This is a genomic window from Pseudomonas fluorescens (assembly GCF_019212185.1).
In the GTDB taxonomy this organism is placed as follows: Bacteria; Pseudomonadota; Gammaproteobacteria; order Pseudomonadales; family Pseudomonadaceae; genus Aquipseudomonas.
The window spans coordinates 4,934,124-4,946,696 of sequence record NZ_CP078138.1 but is presented as its reverse complement, the minus strand read 5'-3'; the positions used below and the strand labels follow the sequence as shown (position 1 = coordinate 4,946,696).

Here is a 12,573-nt window from a genome sequence, read left to right as displayed (position 1 = left end):
CCGCTTATCCGGGGCGTTGTTGCATCTGGCGGCCGGCGGGCGAGAATCGGTTCGAACCGATGGCGATACCGGCAGTCATAGGATTAGGACTGCTGTGGGTAACCGCTGAAGATTGCCAAGTCAATGAATTGTTGGGTTTTTTTTATGTGTGTAAAAAACGCCCGATCTGACGTGAGCCCTTGTAAAACGGGGCTTTGAGGCATGGAAAGTGGCTCTGTTCACAAGGTTATCCACAATATATGTGGATAACATTTCAGTGGAGGCGTGATGAAAACACCGTGGAATTTCGCCCGATTCTTGCCACTCGCCGGTCGATTGATCAGCCGTGGGCGTTTGCCGACCCTGCTCTTTGCCGTGGCCAGCAAGGGGGCCACCCAAGGCAACCGACTGGGCAAGCTCAAGGACGATCTGCGCCTGCTGCAGGCCTTGTGCCTGGCGTACTGGCGGGGCGAGTACCGGGCCATCAGTCCCAAGGCCCTGGTGTCAGTGGTGGCCGGCCTGATGTATTTCCTCAGTCCAGTGGATGCGATCCCGGATTTCCTGCCGTTGTTTGGCATGATCGATGACATCGCGGTTCTGGCGTGGCTGATGAAAACCCTCGATGACGAACTGAACGCCTTCCGGCTCTGGCGCACTCGCCAGCATCCGGAAAAGCTTGCCTTGGTCGAGCGTCTACCCGATTCGCCAGAAAAATTAAGGCTGCAACGTCCGAAAAATAGCTGAATTGTTCCGGATCCAACTTCAGATTGATGCCCCACCGCGACCTTGGCGACTGTTAGGATTACACTTCTAGGGAAAAGTGCCGACTCGCTAAGTGTTGTTGTCCTACGGGGTAGTCATGGATATTCAGATAATTGCACGCGATGGAGAGCCCGAATATGCGGTTTTGCCATGGGCTCAGTATCAAGCATTATTGAAAGCGGCAGGTGTCACGGAACAACCCTCGCGTGAAGCAACAGCTCATCACGCGGCCACCTCGGACCCAGTATTGGTGGGTCTGGATCAACTCCGTCGTTTGCGTGAAGAACAGGGCATCGCCATTGAGGCGCTGGCCCGCACGGTAGGCATCAGCCCTTCTTACCTGGCCCTGATTGAGAGTGGCGAGCGTCAACCCGACGCCGCGATTCGCCGCAGCCTGGCCTGGGAGTTGAAGGTGCAGGGTTGGAGGGATGAGTCGTGAGCGTACGCATCAGTCGTCAACATTGGGACGGTTTGCTCGGGGAGCTGGATCAGGCGCGCCGACAGCGCCATTTGTTGACCTATCGTGCCTTGCTTGAACGTCTGCAGTTGCCCAGCCCGGCCATGCAGACCCTGACCGCCGCGCTCGAACACCTGGCCGCCCTCGATGCACGGGCCGAGCAGCCCTTGCGCAGTTCGCTGGTGATCAGCCAAGGGGCGAGCCGCTTGCCGCGCACCGGCTTCTTCGAATGTGTCGAGCGTCTGGGGCGTTTCTCCGGTCCTTCTGATGGCGTTGCGGCAGCGTCCTGGCATGCGTCGGAAGTGGTCCGGGTGTTCGAATACGAATACCCCGAGTCGGCGGAGGCCTGAGTGTTTTTGCGACTCAAGTCACGTCTCGGCTATTGGTGGGCGCGGCGCCTGTTTCATTGGTCGTGGTTCGTCCGCCAGCCACGGGTCTGGCAGTGGATGGAAGGGCAATTCGCGCGCATGGCCAACTTGGGCGATGTCGGCGCCCAGAGCTTCTATGGGCACATTCTGACGTTTCGCGGCGTTGGCCTGGGGGCGCGTGAGGAAGGCGTGCGCTTGCTGCGCCTGGCGGCCTTGGCGGGCGATGGCAAGGCGGCGTATCAGGTCGGTGTGATCAGCCTGGCCGGAACCCCGAGCAAAGCGCCCGATCCGGCGGAAGCGGCGCGCTGGTGGGGCATGGCGGCCAAGGCCGGGCACCCGCTGGCGGCGATCAAGCTGGAAGAGCTGGCGACGCGTTCCAATCAGGGTTGAGAGCCGCTCCAGCCGCCAGGCTGTCGATCACATGAACACTGTCGCCGGACGTGCCCTTGGCGTGGTGTTTGGCCTGTGAGGCCAGTTCCGCCAGGCGGCTGGCATCCAGTTGCGCACAGGTCTGTGGATAGAGATGCACGACGCCCACCGACAGTGACAGGAGGGCGAACTCCTGGCGCGCACCCTGGCGGTTGGACGCCACGAAGCAACCGGCGGCCAGGTGTTCGGCGCGGTAGAAGCGTTGGCACTGTTGGTGGAAGTCCTCGCGCAATTGCGCAAGTCGCTGGTGCCAGTCGCCCGGGCCGAGCACCAGCAGAAAGTCATCGCCGCCTATATGGCCGACAAAATCCCGGCTCGGATCGATGCATTCGTTCAGGCACTGCGCCAGGCACAACAGCACTTCGTCGCCACGGCCGTAGCCATAGATATCGTTGAAAGGCTTGAAGCTGTCGATGTCGACATAGCAGATCATCGACTCCCGCTGCTGTTGCAGCAGGCGCGTCAGGCACTGCTGGATCGGCACGTTGCCCGGTAGCAGGGTCAGCGGATTGGCATGGCGCGCCTGTTGGATTTTCAGTTCGGTAATCAGCTTGAGCACATCAATCACCCGACCCAGCCCCAGATAGCGGCCATTGGCGGTGATGATGAAATCTTCTTCGATGCGCTGGCGGGCGCGGCTGGTGATCAACCGGCTGACCTGTTGCAGTGATTGGCTGATCTCCACGGCCAGAAAATCCTCGCTCATCAGCCGGCTGATTGGCTTGCGGGCAAACAGGTCGGTGGCAAACGGCTTGAGCAACGCGTCGGACAGCAAATGACGATGGACGATGCCGCACGGACGGTCCTGTTCATCGAGCACCGCCAGCGAGTTGAGATTGGCCTGGCGGCGGAAGCGTTCAAGGACATGGGCGGTGGCTGTGTCGAGCGTCACCGCCGGCTGTTCGTTGAGCAGCGCGCTCAAGTCGCTGCCTTCCTCGTTCAGCCCGGCAGCGTTGCCGTCATGCCTGGGCATCAGTGCGCGGGCTTCGCGTGGCGGTTGTTCCTGCGGACGGCAGAGCAGGTAGCCCTGGAGCAGATCAACACCCATCTCGGTCAGCACCGCCAACTCTTCCGGTAATTCGATGCCTTCGGCAATCACCTGCGCCCGCGACGCCCGGGCAATCTGCAGGATCGAGCCGACAAACTCGCGCTTGAGCGCATCCTGATGAATGCCATCGATGAAGTGCCGGTCGATCTTCACGTAGTCCGGACGCAGCTCCGACCACAGGCGCAAGCTGGAGTAACCGGCACCCAGGTCATCAAGGGCAATGGAAAAACCCATCGCCCGATAATGATGCAAGGCGTTTTGCAGGAGTTGGAAGTCATCGGTCGGGGTTTGCTCGGTCAATTCGATCACCACCTGGTCGGGTGCAATGCCGAAGTCCTGAAGCATCTGCAGCGTGCGTCCAGGCTGGTGTTCGGGTTCGAGCAGCGATTCGGGGGAGACGTTGAGAAACAGTTTGCCGGGCAATTGTTGGCTGCTGAACTGGCGGCAAGCGCTGTAGCGGCAGGCCATTTCCAGCTCGCTTAGGCGACCGGCCTGACGGGCTACGGCGAACAGGGCGATAGGCGAATGCAGGGGACTGTTGGAAGGGCCGCGGCTGAGGGCCTCATAGCCGAGGATGCGCCGTTCGGACAGGCTGATGATTGGCTGGAACAGGCTGTGCAAACCGCGTTGAGCCAGGATTGAACTCAAGGCACTCAGCTGTTCGGTGGTGGTCATGGCGATCTCTGTCGATAAAAAAAGGACCGGGTTGGCCCTGTAGCAGAGCAAACCCGGTCCTGTATTTCACGACAGAATGATGTCTATTTGATGACACTCCGGAGAGGGCTAGTATTAAATAGCCATCACTTCTTGTTGCTGGCCACCGCGGTATTGAGCTTCAGGTAGTCGAGCAGAATGCGCCCGGTCTCGCTCAGGTAGGCGTCGTCTTCCGGCTTGGTCTTGTCCGGCTCGGCGGCGATGGCGTCCTCGTCCTCTTTTTTCAGCTCCTTGAGCGGCTCTTCGCCCTTGGCCTTGCGCCGGATGTTCTCCATCGCCAGTTGCTTGGCTTCGATATCGGCATGTTGCGCACGGCGTTCGGCTTCGTTGAGGCTGACGGTTTTTTCCGCCATCAGCTTCTGCGCCAGGGCCAGCTTGTCGCGGATGAACACGAATTCCGCATCCTTGGCGGTACGGTCGTCATGCTCGCTCTTGAGCTGGGCGAGGAACGGCTTGAACGGGTCCACGGCCGGCTTGATCGCCGGGCGGATGGTGTCCCACGGCATGGCTTCCGGCAGGGCGCTTTCGCCAATTTCCTTGGTATCGATCAGCGACGGGTAGTCGATGTCCGGCAGTACGCCCTGATGCTGGGTGCTCTGGCCGGAAACCCGGTAGAACTTGGCCAGGGTCAGCTTCAGTTCGCCATGGTTCAGCGGCTGGATGGTCTGCACGGTGCCTTTGCCGAAGGTCTGGCCGCCAATGATCAGCGCGCGGTGGTAGTCCTGCATGGCGCCGGCAAAAATCTCCGAGGCCGAGGCCGACAGGCGGTTGACCAGCAACGCCATCGGGCCTTTGTAGAAGGCGCCCGGGTTTTCGTCTTCGAGCACATCGACCCGGCCATCGGCATTGCGCACCAGCACGGTCGGGCCCTTGTCGATGAACAGGCTTGTCAGCTCGGTGGCTTCCTGCAGGGAACCACCGCCGTTGTTGCGCAGGTCGATAACGACGCCGTCGACTTTCTCTTTCTGCAACTCGGTCAGCAGTTTCTTGACGTCGCGGGTGGTGCTCTTGTAGTCCGGATCACCGGCACGGAATGCCTTGAAGTCGAGGTAGAAGGCCGGGATCTCGATCACGCCGAGCTTGTAGTCCTTGCCATCCTGCTTGAGGTTGAGCACGGATTTTTTAACCGCCTGGTCTTCGAGCTTCACCGCTTCACGAGTGATCGGCACGATCTTGCTGGTCTGGTCGTTCGGCGCATTGTTGGCCGGAATCACTTCCAGGCGCACCACGGTGCCTTTCGGACCGCGAATCAGCTTGACCACTTCGTCCAGGCGCCAGCCGACCACGTCGACCATCTCTTTATTGCCCTGGGCTACGCCAATGATCTTGTCCGCCGGGGCCACTTGCTTGGTCTTGTCGGCAGGGCCGGCCGGCACCAAGCGTACGATCTTGACCTGGTCGTTGTCGCTCTGCAGCACGGCGCCGATGCCCTCGAGGGACAGGCTCATGTTGATGTCGAAGTTTTCCGCGTTATCCGGCGACAGATAGTTGGTGTGCGGGTCGTAGGACATGGCGAAGGTATTGATGTACGCCTGGAAGATGTCTTCGGCGCGGGTCTGGTCCAGGCGCGACAGCTGGTTTTTGTAGCGCTTGGTCAGGGTTTCCTGGATCTGCTTGGAATCCTTGCCGGCAATCTTCATGCGCAGCACTTCGTCCTTGACGCGTTTGCGCCACAGGTCGTCGAGTTCGGTGGTGGACTTGAGCCACGGTGCATCCTTGCGATCGATCAGCAAGGTTTCCTTGGTGGTGAAGTCGATCTTGTCGACGCCCTTGTTCAGTTCGGCGAGGACGAAGTCCAGACGCGATTTGACTCGGTCCAGATAACGTTTGTAGATGGTGAAGCCGGCGTTCAGATCGCCGCTCTTGAGGAAATCGTCAAACTGGGTTTTCCATTTGTCGAATTCGGCAATGTCGCTGGCCATGAAGTAGCTGCGCGAGGGATCCAGCAGCTTGAGGTAGCTGTCGTAGATAATCACCGAGCGCGCATCATCGAGTGGCGGCTTGCTGTAGTGGTGGCGCTTGAGCAGTTCGACGACGTTCAGGCTGGCAATCACCTCGTCACGATCGGGCTGAAGCTTGTCCCAGCTATTGGCTGCGAACGTATTGGCTGACAGCGACAAGCTGCCAAGACCAATGAATAGAGCGAGTGCGGTGCTGGGGAACAAATGCTTCATGCCGATTCGACGCGGGGACAATTGATAACGCATATTAGGCCGTCTTTGAAGTCGCCGGTTCCCAATGGGCCGGTCGCATAATGCAAAAAGCCCGGCGCTACAGCACGGGCTCAGTCCAGACTCACTATGGAGGCACTGTGAAGGCATTGCAAGGCGTTGAAGGTCATGTGGAGTGGGTTGAAGAGCCCAGTCCGGCCTGTGATGTAGGACAAGTTCGCATCCGTGTGGCGGCAGCGGGCTTGAATCGAGCCGACTTGTTACAGCGAGCGGGGCTCTATCCTGCTCCTCCCGGCGCCAGTCAGGTACTGGGCCTGGAGTGTTCGGGAATCATCAGCGAGGTCGGGCCGGGCTCGTCCTGGCAGGTTGGCGACCGGGTCTGCGCGCTGCTGGCCGGTGGCGGCATGGCCGAGGAAGTGGTGGTCGACGGCCGTCACGTATTGCCGGTGCCGGAGGGCTTGTCGCTGGCTGAAGCCGCCGGCTTGCCGGAGGTATACAGCACCGCCTGGTTGAATCTGTTTCAACTGGCGGCACTCAAGCCGGGGGAGAAAGTGTTACTGCATGCCGGGGCCAGTGGCGTGGGTTCGGCCGCCATTCAGTTGTGCAAGGCGTTTGGCAGCCCGTGCTGGGTCAGCGTGGGCTCGGCGGATCGACTAGCCTACTGCGAGGCGCTTGGCGCCCAGGGCGGGGTGGTGCGCACAGATGGACTGGAGGGTTTGAATGACCTGGGGCCGTTTGATGTGATTCTCGACCCGGTCGGCGCCAACTATGCAGGGCTGAACCTCAAGGTACTGGCCCGCGACGGGCGTTGGGTGCTGATTGGCCTGATGGGCGGGCGCGACGCGAAGGTGGATCTGGCACAAGTGCTGGCCAAGCGGGTTCAGGTAATCGGTTCGACCCTGCGCAACCGTGATGATCAGTTCAAGGCTGATCTGTTCACTGACTTGCACCAGCAAGTCTGGCCGTTGTTCGCCGAAGGCCGTTTGAGCCCGCAACTGGCCAAGACCTACCCGATCACCGACGCCGAGGCGGCGTTTGCCGAGCTGGCGGGTAATCAGGTGTCGGGCAAGTTGGTGCTGGTGATCGACGAAAGTCTGGTTTGAGGCGGTAGACCGTGTTGGCTGGCACGCGCGTGGCGTGCCAGCGAACAGCGATCTCTATTTCCACAGATGAATCGGCCAGCCGGCCTTTTCTGCATGCTCACGCAACACCGGATCCGGGTTGACGACGTGCGGGAAGTCGACCTTGAGCAGCAGCGGCAAGTCGTTACGCGAATCCGAATAGAAACTCGCGCCTTCAAGATTTTCCTCTTCGGCGTCCAGCCATTCCAGCAGGCGGGTGATCTTGCCTTCGCGGTAGGTCAGGGTGCCGACGGTCTTGCCGGTGTAGAAACCGTTGACCACTTCCAGTTGGATGCCGAGGATTTCGTCGATCCCCAGGCGCTCGGCAATGGGTGCGACCAGGTGCGTACCGGAGGCGGAAATCACCAGGATTCGATCACCTGCCTTGCGGTGGGCGGCGATGGTTTTGGTGGCGTCGCTGAAGATGATGGGTTCGATGAAGTCTTCGACCCAGGGACCTACAAGGTGTTCGACTTCTTCCGGCGTGCGGCCAATCAGCGGCTCGAGGCTGAAGTCCATGAACTCCTCCATAGCCAGCTTGCCGTGGCTGTAGGCATCCATCAGTTCATTGTTGCGGCGCATGAAGGATTCGCCATCGACCCAGCCCAGGCGCGCCATCTGCTCGCTCCAAAGGGTCGCGCAGTCGCCGTGAATCAGGGTTTCGTCCAGATCAAAAATTGCCAAAGACATCAGTAGGGTTCTCTCTTCGAAATCGGTGGTTGCGGCACAAGCATTACGCTACCTCACACAAGGCCGTCGGATCGATGGACAGTGCCAGACGTTGACCATCGGCATAGAGGTCGGCCGCCGAACGGTTCAGCACATCCACCACCAGTTCCACGCCCCGAGCTTCGACCCGGTAGCGAATGACATTGCCCAGCAGACTGTGGCTGCGGATCAGTGCGTCCGGTTCACCGATGCGACTCAATTCGATGGCTTCGGGGCGTATTGCGATACGGCTGGTGACCGGCCGTTGCAGCAGTTTGCTGGCGCTGGCCGGGTCGAGCAGGTTGTAGTTGCCGATAAAACCGGCGGCAAATACATCCGCCGGCGCAGTGTAGAGCGTCTCTGCGTCGCCACTTTGTACGATCTTTCCCTGGTTCATCAGGAATATTCGGTCAGACATTGTCAGGGCTTCTTCCTGATCGTGGGTGACGAAAATGGTGGTCAGGCCCAGTTCACGTTGAATCTGACGGATCTGTTCGCGCAGGTGTTTGCGAATCCGCGCGTCCAGTGCCGACAGCGGCTCATCGAGCAACAGCAGGCGCGGCCGGGTGACCAGTGAGCGGGCGAGGGCCACGCGCTGGCATTGACCGCCGGACAACTGGTGCGGATAACGCGCGGCAAAGTCCGTCAGCTCCACCAGTTGCAGCACTTCCTGCACGCGCTTGTGGCTGTCGTCGGCATTGACCTTTTGCATGCGCAAGCCGAAGGCCACGTTCTGCTCCACGGTCATGTTGGGGAACAGTGCATAGCTCTGGAACACCATGCCGATCCCGCGTTTTTGTGGGCTCATGGGCACCAGGTCCTGCCCCTCGAGCAGGATCTTGCCGCCATCCACCGCGGTCAGCCCGGCAATGCAGCGCAGCAGGGTGGACTTGCCGCAACCCGATGGGCCGAGCAGGGTGACGAACTCGCCTTTCTGGATCTCGCAGTTGATGTCACTGAACACCGTGGTGCCGGAATAGTTTTTTTGCAGGTGTTGGACGCTGACATAGCTCATTGGCTTTTGTCCTTGTTCAAGATATTGGCAGCCCAGGTCAGAACCAGCACAAAGAGGAAGTAGGAGATCACCAGTGCGCTGGTGAAGTGACCGCTGCTGTTACGCATGTTGTTGAGGTACACCTGCAGGGTTTCGTAGCGGGTGCCGACGAGGATGTTGGCGAACACGAATTCGCCGAACAGGAACGAGAACGACAGCAGCAACGCCACCATCAGGCCCTTGCGCAGGTTGGGCAGGACCACCAGGAACGCTGCCTGCCAGGTGCTGGCGCCGAGCAGTTGGGCGGCGTCCATCAGGTCGCGCAGATTGATCGCCTGCAGGTTGTTGGTGATCGCCCGGTACATGAACGGCAGCGCCACGGTGAAGTAGCAGCCGATGAGGATCCAGGGTGTGCCGACCATGGCGAAGGGACCGGAACCGTAGAGTTGCAACAGCCCCACCGAGGACACCACCGGCGGCACCGCGAACGGCAGCAAAATCAGAATGTTCATCAGTGCGTCGAGCTTGGGGAAGTGGTAATGAACCACGAACAGCAGCGGCAGGATCAGCACCACCGACAGGATCAGCGCCCCGACGCAGACCAGCAGCGACTGGCCGAAGGCATTGAGAAAACGCGGGTCACTCCACAGTTGCAGGTACCACTTGAAGGTGAAGCCGGAGGGCAGGATGGTCGCCGACCAACTGCTGGAAATCGAGTAGATCAGCGTGCCAACCAGCGGCAGCAGCAAGATGGCAAACAGCAGGTAGACCACCACGCGGTGATAAAGGGCTGCAGAGCCGGGTTCAGCGCGAGACATGGTAGCTCCTCTTCAACAATAACTGATGGACCACGGTCACCAGGGTCATCAAGGCCACCAGCACCACGGCCAGGGCACTGGCCATGTTCGGGTCCAGGGTAATGTCACCTGAAACCATCGCCGCGATGCGGATCGGCAAGACGTTGAAGTTGCCGGTGGTCAGGGCGTACACCGTGGCGTAGGCGCCCAGGGCGTTGGCCAGCAGGATCACGAAAGTGCCGAGCAGGGCCGGGGTCAGCACCGGCAGGCCGATGTGGCGCCAGAACTGCCAGCCGTTGGCCCCCAGCAACTCGGCGGATTCGCGCCAGTCTTCACGCAGGGCGTCGAACGCCGGGTACAGCAGCAATACACCCAGGGGAATCTGGAAGTAGGTGTAGAGGATGATCAGCCCGGTTTTTGAGTACAGGTTGAAGTCCTCAATGATCCCGGCCTGCTTGAGCATGATGGTGATACTGCCGTTGAAGCCCAGCAGAATGATGAAGGCGAAGGCCAGGGGCACACCGGAAAAGTTGCTGGTCATGTTGGCGAAGGCGTTGACGAAGTTACGCAGCCTGGAGTCGACCCGGCGCAGCGAGTAGGCGCCGAGGATGGCAATGACAATGCCGAACAGGCTGGAATAAAAACTGATTTCCAAGCTGTGCTGGATCGCTTGCAGGTAAAACCTGGAGCTGAAGATTTTATCGAAGTTGGCCAGGCCCCAGCCAAACTCTTCCGATTGCAGGCTGTTGATCAGCACCCAGCACAGCGGGGCGATCTGGAACACGAAAAAGAAGATCGCAAAAGGCACCAGGCACAAGGCTGCCAGCCATTTACCGCGCGTGATGGCGTTCACTTGAGCAACTCCCGGCATACAGGTTTGTCGTGGGGTATGCCGAGCAACTGGCACACCGTGCCGCACAGCTCGAGCTGTGCGGGAGCGGCATCGGGGTCGAAGCTGAAGGCATCGCCAATCACAAACAGTGGGACCTCCCGTTCCTCGGCCAGCAGGCCGTTGTGGGAGCGGTCGTTGTTCATGCCGTGGTCGGCGGTCACCAGCACCTGGTAGCCGGCGTCGAGCCAGCCTTGCAGGTAGTCGGCCAGGATGATGTCGGCCGAGCGGGCGCTGTTGCGGTACTGCGGGGTGTCGAGGCCGTGCTTGTGCCCGGCGTCGTCGATGTTCATCGGGTGCACCAGCAGAAAGTGCGGGGCATGTTGCAGGCGCAGGTGTTCGGCGTCGGCGAACAGGTGCGAATCCGGGTAGTGGTCGGACCAATAGAAGTGGCCGTACTGGATCGGTAATTCGGGCTCGGCGGTGTGGCGATCTCGGGCCGGGACGAAGGGGGAGCGGTTGTACAGCTCGCTGACCCAGTGATAGGCCGCGGCGGCGGTAGTCAGGCCGGCGTCACGGGCGTAGTGATAGATACTGCGCTGGTTGGACAGGCGCGCGACGTTGTTGTGGACGATACCGCTGTCGATCGGCGTGACCCCGGTCAGGATCGTTTCGTAGAGCGGGCGCGACAGCGAAGGCAGCTCGCAGGTGAGTTTGTACAGGGCGGCTTTTTTCGCCTGCACATAGGCCTGCAAATGCCCCATGGCGTGCCGCGCGACTTCGTAGTTGAGACCGTCGAGGACGACAAGGATGACGTTGTGACTCATGGCACTGAAACTCCGTACATCAGTAACTCGAAACATCGTAATTCGTTGTAGGAGCGAGCCTGCTCGCGAGAGCGGTCTGACACCCGAGAGGATCTTCGAATGTCAGGGCGCCATCGCGAGCAGGCTCGCTCTTACAGGGGTTACTTCATCTCTACGATGACTTCTTCGTTCCACTTCTGTGGCAGCGCCTTGGAAGTTTTTTCCCAAGCGTCGGCGTCCTTGATCGGGGTCACGCCTTTGTACTGCTCGTTAGGCAGCAACTTGGCCTGGATCTCGGCGGGCAGGGTCAGGTGTTCGGCGCGGATTGGCCGAGCGTTGCCTTTGGCCAGGTTGATCTGGCCTGCATCGCTGAAGATGTACTCGCGGGTCAGCTTGGCGGCGTTGGGGTTCTTCGCGTATTTGTTGATGATCGTGGTGTAGCCGGAAATCACCGAGCCATCGGACGGGATCAGCACGGTGTAGTCATCCGGGTTGGCCATCTTGGCCTTGTAGCTCAAGCCGTTGAAGTCCCAGACCACCCCCACTTCGACCTCGCCTTTCTCCATGGTGGCAATGGTCGGGTTGGCCATCGACAGGCGACCCTGCTTGGCGATTTCGGCAAACATCAACAGCGCCGGTTTCAGGTTCTTCTCGTCACCACCGTTAGCCAGGGCCGCTGCCAGCACGCCGTTGGCAGCCTGGGCGGCGGTGCTCACGTCACCGATGGAGACCTTGTATTTGCCGGTCTTGAGGTCGGCCCATTTGGTCGGAACCTCGGAGCCGTGCAGCAGCTTCTTGTTGACGATAAACGCGATGGTGCCGGTGTAGGCCAGGGCCCAGTTGCCGTCTTTATCCTTGGCCCAGTCGGGTACCTGGTCCCAGGTCGAAGGCTTGTAGGGCTGCACCACGCCCTGCTTGACCGCGATCGGGCCGAAGGCCGCGCCGACGTCGCCGATGTCGGCGCTGGCGTTGTCTTTTTCGGCGGCGAACTTGGCGATTTCCTGGGCCGAGCTCATGTCGGTGTCGATGTGCTTGAGCCCGTAGTTTTTGGCCAGGTCTTCCCAAGTGCCTTTCCAGTTGGCCCAGTCATCGGGCATGCCGACGCTATTGACCGCGCCTTCCGCACGCGCAGCGGCTTCGAGGGATTTCAGATCGGTGTCAGCGGCCATGGCGGCGGTGCACATGGCAATGGTCGTGCCTAACAGTGATGCCAGGAAAAGCTGTTTCATCGAAAGCTCCTTTGGGCGTATTCAACGCTGCGTTTTTTTAACGTTTGCGGTTGGGTTGGTCTAGGTCAGCAATACCCGAGCCAATTTAGGGGCGGTGGATGACACTTTGATGTCGGTCATTCACGCCTGTGAGGATTTTTCACTCCCGTGGGGTGGCTGCG

The 12,573-nt window shown here is 60.2% G+C and carries 13 protein-coding genes; 5 read left to right on the top strand and 8 right to left on the bottom strand.

Features of this window, described 5'->3' with window-relative positions:
• The first annotated feature begins 267 nt into the window (after window positions 1–267).
• The 4 genes from KW062_RS22050 (at window position 268) to KW062_RS22035 (ending at window position 1,956) form a co-directional block, all read left to right on the top strand.
• Complete coding sequence (locus KW062_RS22050; RefSeq protein WP_027620007.1) at window positions 268–723, top strand: YkvA family protein; 456 nt, start codon at window positions 268–270, stop codon at window positions 721–723.
• A 115-nt stretch (window positions 724–838) separates the two neighbouring features.
• Complete coding sequence (locus KW062_RS22045) at window positions 839–1,180, top strand: helix-turn-helix domain-containing protein (RefSeq protein ID WP_027620008.1); 342 nt, start codon at window positions 839–841, stop codon at window positions 1,178–1,180.
• The gene (locus tag KW062_RS22040; protein ID WP_003179080.1) at window positions 1,177–1,548 is read left to right on the top strand and encodes a hypothetical protein; all 372 of its coding nucleotides are present in this window, start codon (window positions 1,177–1,179) and stop codon (window positions 1,546–1,548) included. The genes KW062_RS22045 and KW062_RS22040 overlap by 4 nt, the downstream gene beginning before the upstream one ends.
• Window positions 1,549–1,956, top strand: coding sequence for a sel1 repeat family protein (locus tag KW062_RS22035; RefSeq protein WP_027620009.1), 408 nt, complete (start codon window positions 1,549–1,551; stop codon window positions 1,954–1,956).
• Here KW062_RS22035 and KW062_RS22030 read toward each other — a convergent pair.
• Both KW062_RS22030 and KW062_RS22025 read right to left on the bottom strand, forming a co-directional pair.
• Window positions 1,916–3,718 carry a bifunctional diguanylate cyclase/phosphodiesterase gene (locus KW062_RS22030; RefSeq protein ID WP_105753805.1) on the bottom strand — a complete coding sequence of 601 codons (1,803 nt, stop codon included), beginning with the start codon at window positions 3,716–3,718 and terminating at the stop codon, window positions 1,916–1,918. The genes KW062_RS22035 and KW062_RS22030 overlap by 41 nt on opposite strands.
• A 125-nt stretch (window positions 3,719–3,843) precedes the next feature.
• Window positions 3,844–5,931: a carboxy terminal-processing peptidase gene (locus KW062_RS22025; RefSeq protein WP_177433237.1), complete on the bottom strand. Its 2,088-nt coding sequence runs from the start codon at window positions 5,929–5,931 to the stop codon at window positions 3,844–3,846.
• Between the two features lie 137 nt (window positions 5,932–6,068).
• Between KW062_RS22025 and KW062_RS22020 the strand changes: the two genes are divergently transcribed.
• Window positions 6,069–7,031: a zinc-binding dehydrogenase gene (locus KW062_RS22020; protein ID WP_027620012.1), complete on the top strand. Its 963-nt coding sequence runs from the start codon at window positions 6,069–6,071 to the stop codon at window positions 7,029–7,031.
• A gap of 54 nt (window positions 7,032–7,085) precedes the next feature.
• Here the strand turns inward: KW062_RS22020 and KW062_RS22015 are convergent, their stop codons facing one another.
• From KW062_RS22015 to KW062_RS21990, 6 genes are all read right to left on the bottom strand, one after another.
• Entirely contained in the window at window positions 7,086–7,739 is a 654-nt protein-coding gene (locus KW062_RS22015) for an HAD family hydrolase (protein WP_027620013.1), read from the bottom strand.
• 43 nt (window positions 7,740–7,782) lie between these two features.
• Window positions 7,783–8,772 carry an ABC transporter ATP-binding protein gene (locus tag KW062_RS22010; RefSeq protein ID WP_105753803.1) on the bottom strand — a complete coding sequence of 330 codons (990 nt, stop codon included), beginning with the start codon at window positions 8,770–8,772 and terminating at the stop codon, window positions 7,783–7,785.
• Window positions 8,769–9,569, bottom strand: coding sequence for an ABC transporter permease (locus tag KW062_RS22005; protein WP_105753802.1), 801 nt, complete (start codon window positions 9,567–9,569; stop codon window positions 8,769–8,771). The genes KW062_RS22010 and KW062_RS22005 overlap by 4 nt, the downstream gene beginning before the upstream one ends.
• Complete coding sequence (locus KW062_RS22000; RefSeq protein WP_177327263.1) at window positions 9,556–10,419, bottom strand: ABC transporter permease; 864 nt, start codon at window positions 10,417–10,419, stop codon at window positions 9,556–9,558. The genes KW062_RS22005 and KW062_RS22000 overlap by 14 nt, the downstream gene beginning before the upstream one ends.
• Window positions 10,398–11,204 carry an alkaline phosphatase family protein gene (locus KW062_RS21995; protein ID WP_105753801.1) on the bottom strand — a complete coding sequence of 269 codons (807 nt, stop codon included), beginning with the start codon at window positions 11,202–11,204 and terminating at the stop codon, window positions 10,398–10,400. Before KW062_RS21995 ends, KW062_RS22000 begins: the two co-directional genes overlap by 22 nt.
• A gap of 140 nt (window positions 11,205–11,344) precedes the next feature.
• A complete protein-coding gene (locus KW062_RS21990; protein ID WP_027620018.1) occupies window positions 11,345–12,412 on the bottom strand; it encodes an ABC transporter substrate-binding protein in 1,068 nt (355 codons plus the stop codon).
• Between the last annotated feature and the right edge of the window lie 161 nt (window positions 12,413–12,573).